Annotated in this window: 18 protein-coding genes; 9 read left to right on the top strand and 9 right to left on the bottom strand. The window is 71.3% G+C overall.

Annotated features, from left to right (window positions below):
- The first annotated feature begins 5 nt into the window (after positions 1–5).
- Entirely contained in the window at positions 6–1,124 is a 1,119-nt protein-coding gene (gene galT, locus AB0C02_RS05385; RefSeq protein ID WP_357541411.1) for a galactose-1-phosphate uridylyltransferase, read from the top strand.
- Positions 1,125–1,411: 287 nt separating this feature from the next.
- Here the strand turns inward: galT and AB0C02_RS05380 are convergent, their stop codons facing one another.
- On the bottom strand, positions 1,412–2,629 hold the full coding sequence (locus AB0C02_RS05380; protein WP_357541409.1) for an NADP-dependent isocitrate dehydrogenase: 1,218 nt from the start codon (positions 2,627–2,629) through the stop codon (positions 1,412–1,414).
- A 111-nt stretch (positions 2,630–2,740) separates the two neighbouring features.
- Positions 2,741–3,148, bottom strand: coding sequence for a VOC family protein (locus AB0C02_RS05375; protein WP_357541407.1), 408 nt, complete (start codon positions 3,146–3,148; stop codon positions 2,741–2,743).
- 90 nt (positions 3,149–3,238) lie between these two features.
- Between AB0C02_RS05375 and AB0C02_RS05370 the strand changes: the two genes are divergently transcribed.
- Positions 3,239–4,030 carry a TetR/AcrR family transcriptional regulator gene (locus AB0C02_RS05370; protein ID WP_357541405.1) on the top strand — a complete coding sequence of 264 codons (792 nt, stop codon included), beginning with the start codon at positions 3,239–3,241 and terminating at the stop codon, positions 4,028–4,030.
- Between the two features lie 28 nt (positions 4,031–4,058).
- On the opposite strand, the gene mdh is transcribed toward AB0C02_RS05370, so the two are convergent.
- Together mdh and AB0C02_RS05360 are read right to left on the bottom strand one after the other, a co-directional pair.
- The gene (mdh, locus tag AB0C02_RS05365) at positions 4,059–5,009 is read right to left on the bottom strand and encodes a malate dehydrogenase (RefSeq protein ID WP_357541403.1); all 951 of its coding nucleotides are present in this window, start codon (positions 5,007–5,009) and stop codon (positions 4,059–4,061) included.
- 100 nt (positions 5,010–5,109) lie between these two features.
- Complete coding sequence (locus AB0C02_RS05360; RefSeq protein ID WP_357541401.1) at positions 5,110–5,973, bottom strand: bifunctional methylenetetrahydrofolate dehydrogenase/methenyltetrahydrofolate cyclohydrolase; 864 nt, start codon at positions 5,971–5,973, stop codon at positions 5,110–5,112.
- A 414-nt stretch (positions 5,974–6,387) separates the two neighbouring features.
- On the opposite strand from AB0C02_RS05360, the gene AB0C02_RS05355 reads away from it, so the two are divergent.
- From AB0C02_RS05355 to AB0C02_RS05335, 5 genes are all read left to right on the top strand, one after another.
- Positions 6,388–7,989 (top strand): ABC transporter substrate-binding protein, encoded by a 1,602-nt coding sequence (locus AB0C02_RS05355; RefSeq protein WP_357541399.1) that lies wholly within the window; start codon positions 6,388–6,390, stop codon positions 7,987–7,989.
- An 85-nt stretch (positions 7,990–8,074) separates the two neighbouring features.
- The gene (locus AB0C02_RS05350) at positions 8,075–9,013 is read left to right on the top strand and encodes an ABC transporter permease (protein WP_357541397.1); all 939 of its coding nucleotides are present in this window, start codon (positions 8,075–8,077) and stop codon (positions 9,011–9,013) included.
- On the top strand, positions 9,006–9,905 hold the full coding sequence (locus AB0C02_RS05345) for an ABC transporter permease (RefSeq protein ID WP_357541395.1): 900 nt from the start codon (positions 9,006–9,008) through the stop codon (positions 9,903–9,905). The genes AB0C02_RS05350 and AB0C02_RS05345 overlap by 8 nt, the downstream gene beginning before the upstream one ends.
- 5 nt (positions 9,906–9,910) lie before the next feature.
- The gene (locus AB0C02_RS05340) at positions 9,911–10,948 is read left to right on the top strand and encodes an ABC transporter ATP-binding protein (RefSeq protein ID WP_357541393.1); all 1,038 of its coding nucleotides are present in this window, start codon (positions 9,911–9,913) and stop codon (positions 10,946–10,948) included.
- Entirely contained in the window at positions 10,932–11,960 is a 1,029-nt protein-coding gene (locus AB0C02_RS05335) for a dipeptide ABC transporter ATP-binding protein (RefSeq protein ID WP_357541391.1), read from the top strand. Before AB0C02_RS05340 ends, AB0C02_RS05335 begins: the two co-directional genes overlap by 17 nt.
- A gap of 55 nt (positions 11,961–12,015) precedes the next feature.
- Here AB0C02_RS05335 and AB0C02_RS05330 read toward each other — a convergent pair whose 3' ends face one another.
- From AB0C02_RS05330 to purN, 4 genes are all read right to left on the bottom strand, one after another.
- Positions 12,016–12,696, bottom strand: a complete 681-nt coding sequence (locus AB0C02_RS05330; RefSeq protein ID WP_357541389.1) for a hypothetical protein — start codon at positions 12,694–12,696, stop codon at positions 12,016–12,018.
- 315 nt (positions 12,697–13,011) lie between these two features.
- Positions 13,012–13,440, bottom strand: coding sequence for a hypothetical protein (locus AB0C02_RS05325; protein ID WP_357541387.1), 429 nt, complete (start codon positions 13,438–13,440; stop codon positions 13,012–13,014).
- A gap of 179 nt (positions 13,441–13,619) precedes the next feature.
- The gene (gene purH, locus AB0C02_RS05320; RefSeq protein ID WP_357541385.1) at positions 13,620–15,191 is read right to left on the bottom strand and encodes a bifunctional phosphoribosylaminoimidazolecarboxamide formyltransferase/IMP cyclohydrolase; all 1,572 of its coding nucleotides are present in this window, start codon (positions 15,189–15,191) and stop codon (positions 13,620–13,622) included.
- On the bottom strand, positions 15,188–15,808 hold the full coding sequence (gene purN, locus AB0C02_RS05315; protein ID WP_357541383.1) for a phosphoribosylglycinamide formyltransferase: 621 nt from the start codon (positions 15,806–15,808) through the stop codon (positions 15,188–15,190). Before purN ends, purH begins: the two co-directional genes overlap by 4 nt.
- 182 nt (positions 15,809–15,990) lie before the next feature.
- Here purN and AB0C02_RS05310 point away from each other — a divergent pair, with 182 nt between their 5' ends.
- Positions 15,991–16,278 (top strand): CD225/dispanin family protein, encoded by a 288-nt coding sequence (locus tag AB0C02_RS05310; RefSeq protein WP_357541381.1) that lies wholly within the window; start codon positions 15,991–15,993, stop codon positions 16,276–16,278.
- Positions 16,279–16,317: 39 nt separating this feature from the next.
- Positions 16,318–16,818, top strand: a complete 501-nt coding sequence (locus AB0C02_RS05305) for a hypothetical protein (protein ID WP_357541379.1) — start codon at positions 16,318–16,320, stop codon at positions 16,816–16,818.
- A gap of 12 nt (positions 16,819–16,830) precedes the next feature.
- On the opposite strand, the gene AB0C02_RS05300 is transcribed toward AB0C02_RS05305, so the two are convergent.
- Positions 16,831–18,174, bottom strand: coding sequence for a DUF6350 family protein (locus AB0C02_RS05300; protein WP_357541377.1), 1,344 nt, complete (start codon positions 18,172–18,174; stop codon positions 16,831–16,833).
- Between the last annotated feature and the right edge of the window lie 23 nt (positions 18,175–18,197).

The raw sequence follows: 18,197 nt of genomic DNA, 5'->3' as shown, positions 1-18,197 counted from the left end.
GCGCGGTGAGGCGTACGCGGGTCGAGCTGGCCGACGGCCGCGAGTTGATCTATTTCGACGAGCGGGACGACGCGGTACGCGACCAGCCGGACCGGCGCGAGCTGCCCCCGCCACCGCAGGCGTCCCAGCTCCGGTACGATCCGCTGACCGACGAGTGGGTGGCGGTGGCGGTGCACCGGCAGACCCGCACCTTCCTGCCCCCGGCCGACCAGTGCCCGCTCTGCCCCTCCCGGGACGGCCGGCTCAGCGAGATCCCCGCCCCCGACTACGACGTGGCCGTCTTCGAGAACCGCTTCCCGTCGCTGAGCCAGCGGGTCGCCGAGGAGCCGGTCGGGATCACCCCGTTCACCCCGATACGCCCGGGGCAGGGCCGGTGCGAGGTGGTCTGCTTCACCGACGACCACCACGCCTCGTTCGCCAGCCTCTCCCCACGGCGGGTGCGGACCGTGCTGGACGCGCTCGCCGACCGGACCAGCGCCCTCGGCGAACTGCCCGGAGTGGAGCAGGTCTTCCCGTTCGAGAACCGGGGTGTGGAGATCGGGGTGACCCTGCACCACCCGCACGGCCAGATCTACGCGTACCCGTTCGTGACGCCCCGCACGCGCACGATGCTCGCCGCCGCCCGCCGGCACGCCGAGCGCACCGGCGGCGGCAACCTGTACGCGGACGTGCTCGCCGCCGAGCGCGCCGCCGGGGATCGGGTGGTGGCGAGCAACGAGCACTGGACGGCGTACGTGCCGGCGGCCGCCCGGTGGCCGTTCGAGGTGCATGTTGCCCCGCACCGGCCGGTGCCGGACATCCCGGCGCTGGACGACGCCGAGCGGGACGCCTTCGGGCCGCTCTACCTCGACCTGCTGCGCCGCTTCGACGGGCTGTTCGATCTGCCGATGCCGTACGTCGCCGCCTGGCACCAGGCACCGGTGCGCGTCGACCGCGAACTGGGGCATCTGCATGTGCAGCTGTTCAGCATCCGGCGGGACCGGGACAAGCTGAAATACCTGGCCGGCTCCGAATCCGGCATGGGCGTCTTCATCAACGACATCGCCCCCGAGCGGGCAGCGGAGCTGCTGCGCAAGGGAGGGCACCCGTTTAACGCCTCCGGTAGAGCAGGGGTCCCCGGTTGACACACCTTGGGCAACAGGGCGCGGGGGGCCCGGGACAGGGCCCCCCGCAAGGGAAGGGACGGCCGGCTGTGCGCGACAGCCGGGAAGGCTGGCTGATCGGCACTCGTGCCGCGAGGCGACCGCGGTCAACCTTCCTGGGCGGGACTGGATCCCGTCCACTCTGCTCAACGAGGGGCGTGACCTGCGGTGACGCGGCCGGCAGGAGGCCGGCGCCGGACACCGGCCGGCAGAGACGACGGGGCCCGCCGGCGTCGGCCGGCGGGCCCCGTCGTGACGCGTACCCGGAATCAGGCGGCGAGCCTGCGGGCCAGGTTCCCGTCGAGCGCGGCCATGAACTCGTCGGTGGTCAGCCACGGGGCGTCGCGCGAGATGAGCAGCGCGAGGTCCTTGGTCATCTGGCCACCCTCGACGGTGTCGATGATGACCCGCTCCAGGGTGTTGGCGAACTCGGTGACCGCCGGGGTGCCGTCCAGCTTGCCCCGGTGGGCCAGGCCCCGGGTCCAGGCATAGATCGACGCGATCGGGTTGGTCGAGGTCTTCTCGCCCTTCTGGTACTGCCGGTAGTGCCGGGTGACGGTGCCGTGCGCGGCCTCGGCCTCGACGGTGCGGCCATCCGGGGAGAGCAGCACCGAGGTCATCAGGCCGAGCGAGCCGAAGCCCTGCGCGACGGTGTCGGACTGCACGTCACCGTCGTAGTTCTTGCAGGCCCAGACGTAGCCGCCCTCCCACTTCAACGCGGCGGCGACCATGTCGTCGATCAGCCGGTGCTCGTAGGTGATGCCGGCGGCCTCGAACTCTGCCTTGAACTCGTTCTCGAACACCTCGGCGAAGATGTCCTTGAACCGGCCGTCGTACGCCTTGAGGATGGTGTTCTTGGTCGACAGGTAGACCGGGTAGTTGCGGTCCAGGCCGTACCGGAACGAGGCGCGGGCGAAGTCCCGGATCGACTCGTCGTAGTTGTACATGCCCATGGCGATGCCGCCGCCCGGGAAGTTGGCGACCTCCATCTCCATCGGCGCACCCCCGTCGGCCGGGGTGTAGGTGATGGTCACCGTGCCCGGGCCGGGGACGACGAAGTCGGTGGCCTTGTACTGGTCGCCGTGCGCGTGCCGGCCGATGACGATCGGCTTGGTCCAGCCCGGCACGAGCCGCGGCACGTTCGACATGATGATCGGCTCGCGGAAGACGACGCCGCCGAGGATGTTGCGGATGGTGCCGTTCGGCGACCGCCACATCTTCTTCAGGCCGAACTCCTCCACCCGGGCCTCGTCCGGGGTGATGGTGGCGCACTTGACGCCGACGCCGTGCTCCTTGATGGCGTTGGCGGCGTCGATGGTGACCTGGTCGTCGGTGGCGTCGCGGTGCTCGATCGACAGGTCGTAGTAGTGCAGGTCGACGTCGAGGTACGGCAGGATCAGCTGCTCCCGGATCTGCTTCCAGATAATCCGGGTCATCTCGTCGCCGTCGAGTTCCACGACCGGGTTGTTTACCTTGATCTTCGCCATCGGCCGGCGCTCCTCTCGGGGGACACGTACTCAAGCAGTACGAGCGTACTGGAAACTGGTCGGGGCGCCCCAGCCGGCCTCCGATTGCGTCCTTTCCCGGATGCCGTGGCCTCACACGGCCGGGTCCACCGCCGTCGCCGCGTGCACCCACTGCACGAACTGGTAGATCACTCCGTTCGGGTCGGTGATCTGGAAGAAGCGCTCCCCCCAGGGTTCGGTCTGGATCTCCGTCGTGACGGGGACGCCGGCGGCCTGGATCCGGGCGTACTGATCGTCGATGTCGTCAACCACGAAGGCCACGATGAGCCCGCCGGCACGCTGGTGACGCAGACTCTCCGGCTGGAGGATCGCCAGGCCGGTACGCAGGAAGACCAGGTTGAAACCGACCCCTTCATGAGCCAGCGAGACGAAGCCGTCGGCGGCCATCTCCTCCTGGAACCCGAAGTGCTGCCGCGCGAACGCGGCCGAGGCCGACACGTCGTCAACGTTGAGCGAGATGGCCGATGCGGTGATCTGCAAGGGAGCCTCCGTGGCGCGGGTCGTGGACAATCACTCCGTACATTGTACAACGTACGCCGTACGGAGTTTCTGACCTGACAGGATGACACCGTGCCCACGTACCGAAGCGGGGCCGGCGACCCGGCCCGCACCCTGCAACTGCTGTGGCGTCAGCCCGCCGAGGGCCCACGCCGGGGCCCTCGGCAGGGACGGTCGGTAGACGCGATCGTCGGCGCCGCCATCGAACTGGCGGACGCCGAAGGGCTCGACGCGCTCACGATGCGCCGCGTCGCCCAGGCGATCCGCGTGGCACCCATGACCCTCTACACGTACGTGCCGGGCAAGGCGGAACTGCTCGACCTGATGCTGGACCGGCTCTACGCCGACATGCCCCGGCCGGACCGCTCCCGGAAATCCTGGCGTGCCCGGGTGACGGCCGTCGCCCGGGACAACCGTGACCTCTTCACCGCGCACCCGTGGGCGGCCGAGGTCGCGACGGTGCGGCCGCCGCTGGGGCCGGGCCTGATGGCGAAGTACGAGTACGAGCTGCGCGCCTTCGACGACACCGACCTGGACGACGTGGAACGCGACGCGTCCCTGACGTATCTGCTCGACTTCGTACGGGCCGCGGCGCGGTCGACGGCCGAGGCGCGGGCCGTCCAGCGGGACAGCGCACAGAGCGAGGAGCAGTGGTGGGCGGCGAACGGTCCGCTGCTGGCCCGGGTGTTCGACGAGTCGAAATATCCGACCGCGGTCCGGGTCGGCAGCGCGGCCGGCGCCGCCCACGGCGCGGCCTACGACCCGGAGCACGCGTACGAGTTCGGTCTCCGACGGGTCCTGGACGGTTTGGGCGTCCTGGTCGACGCCGCCCGGGCCCGGAATGCGGAAACACCCCGCGACTGAGGTCGCGGGGCGTTTCCGGTGGGGCGAATCACATGTTGGCCACGTCGGACTGCTTGGCGCGGACGGCCTCGGCGGCCTCCTTGAGGCTGGCCAGCTCGTCGGCGTCCAGGTCGGTCTCGACGACCCGCTTGACGCCCTCGGCGCCGATCGCGGCCTCGACGCCCAGGTAGACCCCGGAGATGCCGTACTCGCCGTCGACCCAGGCGCAGACCGGCATGACCTCGCCGGAGTCCTCGGCCACGGCCTTGGCCATCCGCGCGGCGGCGGCCGACGGGGCGTAGTACGCGGAGCCGGTCTTCAGCAGCGCGACGACCTCGGCGCCACCGTTGCGGGTCTTGACGACCAGTTCCTCGATCTGCTCGGCCGGCATGGCCTCGCGCAGCGGCTTGCCGTCGACGGTGCTCTTCGAGGGGACCGGGACCATGGTGTCGCCGTGCGAGCCCAGGGTCAGGGTCTTCACCGACTTCACCGGCACGTTCAGCGCCTCGGCGACGAAGTTGGTGAACCTGGCGGTGTCCAGCATGCCGGCCTGGCCGAGCACCCGGTTCTTCGGGAACTGGGTGGCGATCTGGGCCAGCGCGGTCATCTCGTCGAGCGGGTTGGAGACCACGATGACGACGGCGTTCGGGGCGTACTTGGCGACGTTCTCGGAGACCTGGCGAACGATCTTGGCGTTGGTCTCCAGCAGGTCCATCCGGCTCATCCCCGGCTTGCGGGGCAGGCCGGCGGTGATGACGACGACGTCCGAACCTTCGATGCCCTCGTAGCCCTCGCCGTTCGGGCCGGTGGTGACACCGACGACCTTGGTCTCGAAGCCCTCGACGGCGCGGGACTGGTTGAGGTCCAGCGCGAGACCCGCCGGCTTGCCCTCCACGATGTCGGTGATCACGACGGTGTCGAAGACGTCGTACTCGGCCAGGCGCTGCGCGGTGGTGGAGCCGTAGAAGCCGGCCCCGACGACAGTGACCTTCTTACCCATGGTCGTCCCACTCCCTGATACCAGTCGGTTTTCCGGACCGTATCAGCCATCCTGGCACCGATCGGGCCAGGGGCGGACGGTTATGACGTGCTTGGGTGGGTCACCCCTGCCGCTCAGCCCGTTCGACCACGTTGGTGAGGAGCATGGCGCGGGTCATGGGGCCGACGCCGCCCGGCATCGGCACCAGCTTGCCGGCCACCTCGGCCACCTCGGGGTCGACATCGCCGGTGTAGCGGCCCTTGCCGTCCGGGCCGATCACGCGGGTGATGCCGACGTCGACGACCGTCGCGCCGGGCGTGACCATCTCGGCGGTGAGCAGGCCCGGCACCCCGGCCGCGACGATGACGATGTCGGCGGCGCGGGTCTGCTCGGCGAGGTCCAGCGTGCCGGTGTGGCACAGGGTCACGGTCGCGTTCTCGCTGCGCCGGGTGAGTAGCAGGCCGAGCGGGCGACCGACGGTGTTGCCCCGACCGATCAGCGCCACCTTGGCGCCGCGCAGCGCGACGTCGTGCCGGCGGAGCAGCTCGACAATGCCACGCGGGGTGCAGGGCAGCGGGCCGTCGTAGCCGAGCACCAGCCGGCCCAGGTTGACCGGGTGCAGCCCGTCGGCGTCCTTGGCCGGGTCGATCATCTCCAGCGCCCGCTGGGTGTCCAGGTGGGCCGGCAACGGCAGCTGGACGATGTAGCCGTGGCACGCCGGGTCGGCGTTCAGCTCGGCGAGGACGGCGTCCAGCTGCTCCTGCGTGGCGTCGGCGGGCAGCTCGCGGCGGATCGAGGCGATGCCCACCTCGGCGCAGTCGCGGTGCTTGCCGTTGACGTACGCCTGCGAGCCCGGGTCGGCGCCGACCAGGACCGTGCCGAGCCCCGGGATGGTCCCGCGCTCCGCCAGCGCCTTGACCCGCGTCCGCAGCTCGTCCTTGATTTCCGCCGCCGTGGCCTTGCCGTCCAGGATCATCGCCGTCACGCATGGATCGTCTCACGGCGCACGGCCGCCCGACCGCCGACGGGCAACCGTGACCCTCCGTTACGTGGCGTTCGTCACTGACCGTTACGAAATGTGCATCGCGCCACACCGTGAGACGGACACCGGATAGTGAACCGGGGCGGAGCCGACAGCCGGCGGGCAAGGCCGTGAAGGCATCGAGAGTGCGCCCCCGGCGCGACATGCGGCCCCCAAAAGCGGCATTGACCAGCTCTTCTTTCCCAACCCCTATAGCAGAGACCTGCCGCGTCGCCAAGACCGGGGGGTGCGCTCCGTTATCACATCGCAACACTCTCGTTGCCGAGACGGCCCGCGACGACCTACCGTTGCCGATCGTTGCGCAGCGTTACCCAACGCCGGGCCTGACTGCGCAGCGTGAGGAGATGAGGAGACTCAATGCGTGTTCGTAGGCTCGCCGCCTGGACCGCTCTCCCGCTCGCGGTGACCCTGGGCCTGGTGGCCTGCGGCACGGGCGGCGGCAGCGGCGGCAAGAGCGACCCCAACGCGGCCGTGCGGATCGAGATCGCCGAGCCGCAGCACCTGGTGCCGACCAATGTCACCGAGACGAGCGGCTCCCAGGTGCTGGCCGCGCTGTTCAGCCCGCTGATCGGCTACGACGAGGCGAACCTGCCGTACGAGGTGGCGGCCGAATCGGTGACCTCGCCGGACAACAAGGTCTGGACGATCAAGCTGAAGCCCGGCTACACCTTCCACAACGGGGAGCCGGTCACGGCCGACAACTACATCGACGCCTGGAACTACGGCGCGTACGCCCCCAACGGCCAGGATTCCAGCTACTTCTTCGAGAAGATCGCCGGCTACGACGACATGCAGGGCGACAAGCCGAAGGCCAACACGCTCAGCGGCCTGAAGAAGATCGACGACCTGACCTTCTCCGTGACGCTCTCCCAGCCGTACATCGACTTCAAGAGCATGCTCGGCTACACGGCCTTCTACCCGCTGCCCAAGGCCGCCTTCTCCGCTCCGGGCGTGCTCGCCGAGGGCTACGAGCAGGCGCCGATCGGCCAGGGCCCGTTCAAGATGAAGGGCACCTGGCAGCACGACGCCAAGGTCGAGGTCGAGAAGTACGACGCCTTCCCCGGCGAGCAGCCGAAGGTGCACGGCGTCGAGTTCCGGATCTACCAGCAGCCGACCGCCGCGTACGCGGACGTCCTGTCGGACAACCTCGACGTGATCAAGTCGATCCCGACCGAGAACCTGTCGACCGCCGCCGCCGACCTCGGCGACCGGTTCCAGCAGAGCCCGGCCTCCTCGCTCCAGGTGCTGTCCTTCCCGACCTACCAGAAGGAGTTCAGCAACCCCGAGGTGCGCAAGGCCATCTCGATGGCGATCGACCGGGACGAGATCACCAAGTCGATCTTCAAGGGCTCGCAGCAGCCGGCCCGCTCGTTCGTCTCGCCGGTCGTCGCCGGCTACCGGGACAACACCATCGGCGCGGCCGGTGAGTTCGACCCGGTCAAGGCCAAGGCCATGTACGAGGCCGCGGGCGGCCCGAAGAAGATCGAGCTGTCCTACAACGGCGACGGTGGCCACAAGGACTGGATCGACGCCACCTGCAACCAGCTCAAGGCCAACCTGGGCGTGGAGTGCGTCGGCACCGCCGAGCCGAAGTTCGCGGACCTGCTGACCAAGCTCAAGGACAAGCAGTCGGTCGGCCTGTTCCGGATGGGCTGGGTCATGGACTACCCGTCCATGGAGAACTACCTCGGCCCGCTGTACAGCACCAACGGCTCGTCGAACTACTACGGCTACAGCAACCCGGAGTTCGACAAGCTCCTCGCCGAGGGTGCCAGCGCCCCGACCGAGGACGAGGCGATCAAGAAGTACCAGGCGGCGGAGGACCTCCTGGCCAAGGACATGCCGGTGATCCCGCTCCGGTTCGGCCAGAACAACTTCGGCTACTCGACCAAGGTCAAGAACGTCGAGGTGGACCTCTTCGACCGGGTCAACCTGCTGAAGATCGAGGCCGTCAAGTAACACCCGCCCGACGGGTCGGGCCGCCCACGCCGGTGGCCCGACCCGTGAGCGGCGAACCTTCCGCCCCTCCCAGAGAGACTTCAGGATGTTCCGCTTCATTCTGCGGCGACTGCTCCAGATGGTTCTCGCGTTCTTCGGGACCACGCTGATCGTCTACGCGCTGATGTTCGCCGGCCAGGGCGACCCCATCCAGGCGCTCGCGGGGGAACGACCCGTCACCGCGGCCCAGCGGGCATATCTGACCGAGAAGTACCACCTCGACGCCACCGGCGTCGGCGGCTTCTTCTACCGCTACTTCGACTACCTCAAGAACCTGCTCCACGGCGACCTCGGGCAGTCGCTGACCGGACGGCAGATCAGCGACATCCTCGCCACCGCCTGGCCGGTCACCATGAAGCTGGCGCTGATCGCGATGGCCGTCGCGGTGGTCTTCGGCGTCACCGCGGGCGTGATCGCCGGCATCCGCCGGGCCAGCATCTTCGACAACTCGACGCTGGTGCTCACCCTGCTGGTGCTCGGCATTCCGACCATCGTGCTCGCCCCGCTGGCCCAGTACCTGCTCGGCGTCAAGTGGCAGCTCTTCCCGCCGACCGCCGGCGCCGAGCCGAGCATGTACGCGCTCCTGCTGCCCGGCCTCGTGCTCGGCTCGCTCTCGCTGGCCACCGCGCTGCGGCTGACCCGTACCTCGGTGGCGGAGAACCTGCGCGCCGACTACGTCCGCACCGCCCGGTCGAAGGGGCTGCTCAAGCGCCGGATCGTCAGCGTGCACGTGCTGCGCAACTCGCTCATCCCGGTGGTCACCTTCCTCGGCGTCGAGCTGGGCAACCTGATGAGCGGCGCGATCATCACCGAGGGTGTGTTCAACATCCCCGGTGTCGGTTTCAACCTCTTCCGCGGCATCCGCACCGAGGACGGCCCCCTGGTGGTGGGCATCGTCAGCGTGCTGGTCGTGGTCTACCTCGTCTCCAACCTGGTGGTGGACGTCCTGTACGCCGTACTCGACCCGAGGATTCGCTATGAGTGACACCGGCACACTCCAGCAGGCGAACGCGCCGCAGAAGCCGCGCAGCCTGGCCGGCGACGCCTGGCGCGACCTGCGCCGCAACCCGATCTTCTGGATCAGCCTGACCCTGGTCGTGCTGGTCGCCTCGATGGCCGCGTTCCCGTCGCTGTTCACCGCCAACGACCCGCGCGACTGTGTGCTCTCCCGGCAGCACGCCGGGCCGTCCGGCGGGGCTCTCTTCGGGTACGACTTCCAGGGCTGCGACACGTACTCCCGGGCGGTCTACGGGGCCCGGGCCTCGCTGCTGGTCGGCGCGCTCTCCGCGCTGTTCACCGGCCTGATCGCGCTGACCGTCGGGATGTTCGCCGGCTACTTCGGCGGCTGGGTCGACGCGGCGCTGTCCCGCGTGATCGACATCGTGCTCGGCATCCCGCTGCTGCTCGCCGCGATCGTGCTGCTCAAGCGGGTCCACAGCGACAGCTCCACGATCCGGATCGCTGCAGTGATCTTCGTGCTGGCGGCGCTGGGCTGGACGACCGCGGCCCGGGTGGTCCGCTCCTCGGTGATGACCGCCAAGGAGCAGGACTACGTCGCCGCGGCCCGGATGCTCGGGGCCGGCAATGGTCGAATCATGTTCCGGCACATCCTGCCGAACGCCCTCGCACCGGCGATCGTGGTGCTCACCATCGCGCTCGGCTCGTTCATCGCCGCCGAGGCGACGCTGAGCTTCCTCGGCATCGGCCTCAAGGCCCCGACCATCTCCTGGGGCATCGACATCGACGCCGGCCGGGTGCACATGCGCGAGTCGGCGACCCCGCTGGCCGTGCCTTCCGCCTTCCTCGCGCTGACCGTGCTCGCCTTCATCATGCTCGGCGACGCGATCCGCGACGCCTTCGACCCGAAGCTGCGGTGACCGCCATGACTCAATCCGCCGTCCGGCCGGTGCCGGCCACCCCCGCCCCGCCCGGTGGCCACCTGCTCGAGGTACGGGACCTGCACATCGAGTTCCGCACCAACGAGGGCGTGGCCAAGGTGATCAACGGGGTGTCCTACCACCTCGACCCGGGCGAGACCCTGGCCGTGCTCGGCGAGTCCGGCTCCGGCAAGTCGGTGACCGCCCAGGCGATCATGGGCATCCTCGACACCCCGCCGGCGCACATCCGCTCCGGCCAGATCCTCTATCAGGGCCGGGACCTGCTGACCCGGTCCGAGGAGGAGCGCCGGCAGGTGCGGGGCAAGGAGATCGCGATGATCTTCCAGGACGCCCTCTCCGCGCTGAACCCGGTCTTCCCGGTCGGCTGGCAGATCGGCGAGACGCTGCGCCAGCGCGAGGGGATGTCCCGCGCCGACGCCCGCCGCCGCGCCGTCGAGCTGATGGACCTGGTCAAGATCCCGGCCGCGGCGAAGCGGCTCGGCGACTACCCGCACCAGTTCTCCGGGGGCATGCGGCAGCGCGTCATGATCGCGATGGCGCTCGCCCTGAACCCGAGGGTGCTCATCGCCGACGAGCCGACCACCGCGCTGGACGTCACCGTGCAGGCCCAGATCATGGACCTGCTGGCCGACCTGCGCCGCGACCTCGACATGGCGATGATCCTGATCACCCACGACCTCGGCGTGGTCGCCGGGGTCGCGGACCGGATCGCCGTCATGTACGCCGGCCGGATCGTCGAGCACGCCGACGTGCGCTCGCTGTACCGGACGCCGGCCCACCCGTACACCAAGGGACTGCTGGCCTCGATCCCGCGGCTGGACGTGCGCGGCCAGGCGCTGTCGACGATCAAGGGGTTGCCGCCGAACCTGATGCGCATCCCCTCCGGCTGCCCGTTCCACCCCCGGTGCCCGTACGCCCAGCAGGTCTGCGTGGACGAGGTGCCACGCGACCTGACCCTGGGTGGGGGCCGGACCAGCGCGTGCCACTTCGCCCAGGAGGTTCGTGATGACAGCGCCCGCTAGCCCGACGAAGGTCCGCGGCGAGACCCTCCTCACCGTCGACAACCTGGTCAAGCACTTCCCGATCAGCCAGGGCGTGCTGTTCAAGAAGCAGATCGGCGCGGTCAAGGCGGTCGACGGGGTCAGCTTCGAGCTGCGCCGCGGCGAGACGCTCGGCGTGGTCGGCGAGTCCGGCTGCGGCAAGTCCACCCTGGCCCGGCTGCTGATGCGGCTGGAGAAGCCGACCGCCGGCCGGGCCTCCCTGGAGGGGAAGGACCTGTTCAAGTCCTCCGGGGCGGAGCTGCGCCGGCTGCGCCGCAACATGCAGATGGTGATGCAGGATCCGTACACCTCGCTGAACCCGCGGATGACGGTCGGCGACATCATCGGCGAGCCGTTCGACATCCACCCGGAGGCGGCGCCGAAGGGCAGCAAGCGGCTGCGGGTGCAGGAGCTGCTGGACGTCGTCGGGCTCAACCCCGAGCACGTCAACCGCTACCCGCACCAGTTCTCCGGCGGCCAGCGCCAGCGCATCGGCATCGCCCGGGCGCTCGCCCTGCGGCCCGAGATCATCGTCTGCGACGAGCCGGTGTCGGCCCTGGACGTCTCCATCCAGGCCCAGGTGATCAACCTGCTGGAGCAGCTTCAGGACGAGTTCGGGCTGTCGTACATCTTCATCGCGCACGACCTGTCGGTGGTCCGGCACATCTCCGACCGGGTCGCGGTGATGTACCTCGGCAAGATCGTGGAGATGGGCACCGAGCAGGAGATCTACGAGCGGGCCACCCACCCGTACACCCAGGCGCTGCTCTCGGCGGTGCCGGTGCCCGACCCCGACGCCCGCGACGACGGGCGGATCATCCGGCTCACCGGCGACGTGCCGAGCCCGGCCGACCCGCCGTCGGGCTGCCGGTTCCGCACCCGGTGTTGGAAGGCGCAGGACCTCTGCGCCACCAAGGAGCCGTACGCGGTGCTCCGCGCGGCGGACCCGCACCCCTCGGCCTGCCACTTCGCCGAGGTACGCCCCGCCGCCTGAGCTGACACCGGAGCGGTCGTCCCCGTCCGGGGGCGGCCGCTCCGGTTCGTCCCGGTCAACGCAGCAGCGGCCCGCACAGCGCGTCGGGGTCGGCCTTGAATTCCGATCCGGTACGCCGGACCAGTGCGGTGATCCGGGGCTCGCCCTGGACCGCCAGCAGCCACGTCGAGACCGGAGCGTCGAGGTAGCCGACCGGCAACTTTCGCCAGCTCGTCGGCTGGCCCTGGTACTCCGACAGCTGGCGGGTCAGGTCCGCCAGGGCGGCGTTCGCACTCGTGCCCCGCCCGGGACCGACTTTCCAGGACGGGATCCCGCCGGGCGGGCAGGAATGGTCGGCGGTCGTGCCCGGACGCCAGAAGCTGGACGGGTCGACGACCGTCACCACCGCTTCTCGCTTCTCCACGTTCGAGCAGCTCAGCCGCAGCTGCCCGGGCGGCACGGCCAGCGTCCAGACCGTCGGTGACGCGGGTACCGGGTTTCCCTCGCCGCCGTGGGTCCAGCCGATGTTCAGGTAGGTGCCCGCCGGGGCGGTGCCGCCGACGCGGACCGGGACGCCGGCCCGGCCCGCGCGGACCGTCGTCCCGGAGACCGTCACGCCGTCCGGCCCGCACCGCACGTCGACCGGCTCCGGCTCAGGCACGGCGGCGGGCCCGGCCGGCGCGGCGGTACGTTCCGCCCGGGTCGGTGCACACCCTGCCACCAGCAGCAACCCGCTCACGGCCACCGCAGCCGCCATCGTCCTCATCGTCCTGCCTCCGTTCGCCGTTCGGGTCGGGACCGGTGCCGCTGACTCCAGCCCCTCGGACGCGCCACCCCGGGCACCCGGTTCCCGGTCCCTGCCGCTCTCGTTGCGATTCGTTCGTGATGTCAGCTCGACAGGGGACGGTGAGGCACCCCGCTCCCGGCCGACGCCGATCCGGCGATCGCACGACGGCCGACCGACGGGGTGGAAACGAGGCAGGCCCCGCCCCCGGAGGAAGAGGGGGCGGGGCCCCCGCGTTGCGGCTACGACGCCACCGAGCGCGGCGGCCAGCCGGGTGGACGGGGAGAGTCAGGCGGCGGACGGCGGGGCCCGGGTGGGCCGGGCGCCGCGCGGCGACAGCGCTACGGCCGGCGGGCGGTAGCGGGTCGCGGCGACCACCCGGTCGGGCGGGCCGTCGAGGCACCCGGGCGCGGCCGGGAGGAGATCGTCCGGTCCATCGGTGAGAACTACGCCGGCGCGGTGGTCACCACGGTCTCCGCCGGAGAAATCAGTCCGCGCGTCCGACGGAGCGTCGGGGCGGGCCACGACGGCTCGGGGGTCGCCGGGGGGAGGGGCGGGACGGTCCGGCGTGGCGACCGGAGCGTTGACGATCGACCGGTGCGCGGCGGTGACCACCGCGCCGGGCTCGGGAGCCTCCCCTCGGGCGGGCGCACCCAGGCCGACCAGGACGAACGCCAACGCGACGACGACGGCGGCCAACCGGTCGAGCACGCGCATGGAGTGCACCTGTCGGTAGGAGGAGAACCGCTCGGGGAGACAATGGGGAGGATCGATCGCTTGCTGCCGGGGCCACGGTAGCAACAACATTTGCGGGCGGGCAACGGCAGCGTGTCGTACCTGTGGCTGGTCAGCCGCCGGGCGTCGGCCGGTCGGCCGCGCCCGGCGTGCGACCGAGCTCAGTGGAAGAAGTGCCGGGTGCCGGTGAGGTACATCGTCACGCCGGCCTCCTTGCAGGCCGCGATGGTCTCGTCGTCGCGGATCGACCCGCCCGGCTGGACGATCGCCCGCACCCCGGCCTCGATGAGGATCTTCGGGCCGTCGGCGAACGGGAAGAACGCGTCCGAGGCGCAGACCGACCCGCGGGCCCGGTCGGTGCCGGCCCGGCTGACCGCGAGCCGCGCCGAGTCGACCCGGTTCACCTGGCCCATCCCGACACCGACGGTGGCACCCTCCTGAGCCAGCAGGATCGCGTTGCTCTTCACCGCGCGGACCGCGCGCCAGGCGAACACGAGGTCACGGAGGGTCGCCTCGTCGGCCGCCTCCCCGGTGGCCAGCCGCCAGTGCGCCGGGTCGTCGCCCTCGGCGTCGATCCGGTCCCGCAACTGCACCAGCATGCCGCCGGTGACCTGCCGCAACTCGGCCGACAGCGGATTGAACTCCGGGGCGTGCAGCAGCCGGATGTTCTTCTTGGCCTGGAGGATCTCGACGGCGCCGGGCTCGTAGCCCGGGGCCACCAGCACCTCGGTGAAGATCTCCGCGACCTGCCGGGCCAGCTCGACCGAGACCGGCCGGTTCACCGCGATCACCCCGCCGTACGCGGAGACCGGGTCGCAGGCGTGCGCCCGGCGGTGCGCCTCGGCCACGTCCGTCCCGACCGCGATGCCGCACGGGTTGGCGTGCTTGATGATCGCCACCGCCGGCTGCTCCGGGAAGTCGTTCGCGGCCCGCCACGCGGCGTCCGCGTCGACGTAGTTGTTGTAGGACATCTCCTTGCCGTGCAGCTGCTCGGCCTGGGCCAGACCGGCCGGGCTGGCCGGGTCGGCGTAGAGGGCGGCCGCCTGGTGCGGGTTCTCGCCGTAGCGCAGCACCGCCTGCCGCCGCAGCGCCAGCCCGGCGAACTCCGGCCACCCGTCGGCCGCCGGGGCCAGGGTGGCCGCGAACCACTCGGCGACGGCCACGTCGTACTCAGCGATGTCGGCGAACGCCCGGGCGGCGAGCGCCCGGCGCTGGGCCAGGGTGAAACCGCCCTCGGCGAGCGCGGCCAGCAGCGCCGGGTACGCCGCCGGGTCGGTCACCACGGCGACCGAGGCGTGGTTCTTGGCCGCGGCCCGGACCATCGCCGGCCCGCCGATGTCAATCTGCTCGACGCACTCGTCCTGGCTCGCGCCGGAGGCGACCGTGGCCTGGAACGGGTAGAGGTTGGAGACCAGCAGGTCGATGCCGGCGATGCCGTGCTCGGCGAGCTGATCGGCGTGCGCGTTCTTGCGCAGGTCGGCGAGAAGCCCGCCGTGGATCTTCGGATGCAGGGTCTTCACCCGGCCGTCGAGGATCTCCGGGAAGCCGGTCACCTGCTCGACCGGCGTCACCGGCACGCCCGCGCCGGAAATCGTCGACGCGGTGCTGCCGGTCGACACGATCTCCACCCCGGCCTGGTGCAGGGCCCGGGCCAGCTCGACCAGACCGGTCTTGTCGTAGACGCTGACCAGCGCCCGCCGGATCGAGCGGCGGGTGTCCTCTGTGGTGCTCACGGAACGGTGACCTTTCTGCCGGTGATCGTCCAACCCTCACGGACCAGCCGACCGACCTGGTCGACGAGCTGGCGCCGCTCGGCCTCCTTGATGCGCTCGGTGAGCGTCTCCTCGTCGTCATCGTCGAGCACCGGCACGGCGACCTGGGCGACGATCGGGCCGGTGTCCATTCCGGCGTCGACGAAGAACAGGGTGGCGCCGGTGACCTTCACGCCGTAGGCGAGAGCGTCGCGGGGCCCGTGGATGCCGGGAAAGGCCGGCAGCAGAGTGTTGTGGGTGTTCAGGTAGCGGTCACCGAACGCGGCCAGGAAGTGCGGGCCGACCAGCTTCAGGAACCCGGCGCTGAGCACCAGGTCAGGCTGGTACGCGGCGACCCGGGCGGTGAGTGCGACGTCCCAGTCCGCGCGGGTCGGATGGTCCTTCACCCGCTCGACGAAGGTCGGCACCCCGGCCGCGGCGGCCCGGTCCAGACCGGCGATCCCATCGCGGTCGGCGCCCACGGCCACCACCCGCGCGCCGTAGCCGGGGTCGGCGCTGGCGTCCAAAAGTGCCTGGAGGTTGCTGCCGGAGCCGGAGATGAGGACGACGAGACGGGCAACGGACGCGGGCTCGGTCACCCGGCCACCCTATCGGGCAGCTCAGGAGTCCCAGTGCTCGGGCGGCGGCCTCGCTGCTGATCACTCGGGGTGGCGCCGGCACGATACGCTGCCGATCGCTCGGAGTCCGGCCGCGCGCCTGGGCCCCGCACCCCTTAAGCGAGTGAGCACCGCAGCGGTGCTTGGAATGAGGAGGACGTCCGATGCAGCCCGGATACCCCCAGCAGCAGCCGCAGATCGACAACAACATGACCATGTCAATCGTTGCGATCTTCCTGTTCTGGCCGCTCGCCATCCCGGCGATCATCAACGCATCCAAGGTCAACCCGCTGCTCCAGCAGGGTGACTACGCCGGCGCCCAGGCCGCCGCCGCCGAGTCGAAGAAGTGGTCCAAGCTGGCCCTGATCATCGGCCTCGTCTGGATCGGCATCGTCGTGGTGTGCTGCCTCTTCGGCGCCCTGGGAAGTTTCTTCACCAGCACCACGAACTAACCACTGACAACCGACCTCCAGTCCAAGGAGCACCCCGCAATGCAGCCCGGTTACCCCGGTCAGGACCCGTACGGCCAGCAGCCGCCGCAGGACCCGACCGCCCCGCAGCAGCCCCAGGACCCGTACGCCCAGCCGCCCGCGGCACCGCAGTACGGGCAGCAGCCCACCGCCGGCCAGCCGTACGGGCAGCAGCCCTACCAGGACCCGTACGCGCAGCAGCAGCCGGCGTACGGCGCGCCGACGTACCCGAACGCCGGCTACCCGCAGCCGCAGGGCCAGCAGAACACGCTGGGCCTGGTGTCGATGATCCTCGGTATCGCGTCGATCCCGCTGATCTGCTGCCTGTACATCGGCATCCCGATCGGCATCGCCGGAGCGGTCACCGGCTACCTGGGCCGGCAGAAGGCCGCGCAGGGGCTGGCCAACAACGACGGCCAGGCGAAGGCCGGCCTGATCTGCGGCAGCATCGGGGCCGGGCTGGGCATCGTGCTGTTCATCCTGGGGATGGTGGCCAACGTCGCCCTGCCGACCTCCCCCTGATCCATCGGCAGCTCAGGGGCGCCCCGAAGCATCCGGGGCGCCCCTCGCCGTTTCCGCCCGCATCCGCCCCCGGCCGCCGCCGGCCTCACGGGTGAGGATCCTGGTGGCGGCGGCCCCGAGCAGCGCGCCGACGGCGACGACCGCCGCGGCCACCCCGGCCACCTGCCACCACACCGGGCCGATCTCGGCCAGCCGGCCACCACCGAGCGGCCCACCGGAGATCGCGGCGGCCACGCCGAGCACCGCCCCGGCAACCGGGCCGGCGAGCAGCGCCGGGACAAGCAGCGCCGGCCAGCCGGCCCTCGCCCGGTCCTCGGCCGCGACCCGGGCCAGCCGCCGGGCCAGCAGCCAGCCGGCGGTCATCCCGGCCAGCACCGGCACCGCGAGCAGTCCCGCGCCGAGCCCGTCCATCGGCCCACGCGGCAGTCCGGCCAGCAGCGGTACGGCCGGCAGCGCGCCGACGGACACCTCGCTGGTGCGTACGGCTGTGTCGGTGCCAACGGCGAACCCGGGCCCGAGCAGGTAACTGGCCGACCAGATGGTGGCGTTCGGGGCGTAGGCGAGGCTGACCAGGGTGATGCCCGCCTGGCCGGCCACCCCGGTCCGGTACGCCCCGATCATGTCGGCCGCGTCGCCGCCCCCGGTCGCCACGGCGAGCCCGGCCGCCCCGGCGCCCGCGCCGAGCAGCAGCAGCCCGGCGACCAGCCCGGTCCGCAGCCCGTCCCGCAACGGCGGCGGGGAGCGCCGGGCCAGCAGCACCGACACACCGGTGGTACGCGCCGCCCCGACCAGCGCGGCGAGGGTGCCCAGCAGCGCGAAGGTCAGCCCGGCCCGGACCGGGGACACCCGCGGCCCGCCGGCGCTGACCGCGACTGCGGCGAGTGCGCCGAGCAGCGCGTACCCGATGCCGACGGCGATCGCGACGGTGAGCGCCTGCCGGGGCGAGCGACCACCGCGGGCGCCGATGGCCCGGGTGGCGTGCACACCGGCGCGGGTGAGCCGCCAGACGGCGAGCGCGGTCAGGGCGAGCGGCGCCAGGCCGAGCGGCCCGGCGGCGGTCTGCAGCGGCACCCCGTGGCCGAGCAGCCAGCCGGCGAGGCCGGCACGCAGCGCGCCGGAAAGCGAGCCGGCATCCGCGCTGAGCTGCGCCAGGCCGAGCACCAGGGTCACCGGTAGCCAGGACGTCACGGCGGCCCAGGTGGCCGCCACCCCGGCGGCGACGGGCAGCGGGGCCCGGCTGCGGGGCGCCTCCCCCGACCGGGGCGCGGGCACCCGGGGACCGGCACGGCCGATCGGCCGGCCGTCGACGACATCGGCGGCGGGCAGGCGGGGCTGGTCAGGGGTGACGGGTGGCATCGGCTCTACTCTGGCATGCCGCG

It is taken from the genome of Micromonospora sp. NPDC048999 (assembly GCF_040649295.1).
In the GTDB taxonomy this organism is placed as follows: Bacteria; Actinomycetota; Actinomycetes; order Mycobacteriales; family Micromonosporaceae; genus Micromonospora.
Note: the sequence above shows the minus strand (reverse complement) of the source record. Positions and strands in the feature narration are given on the sequence as shown.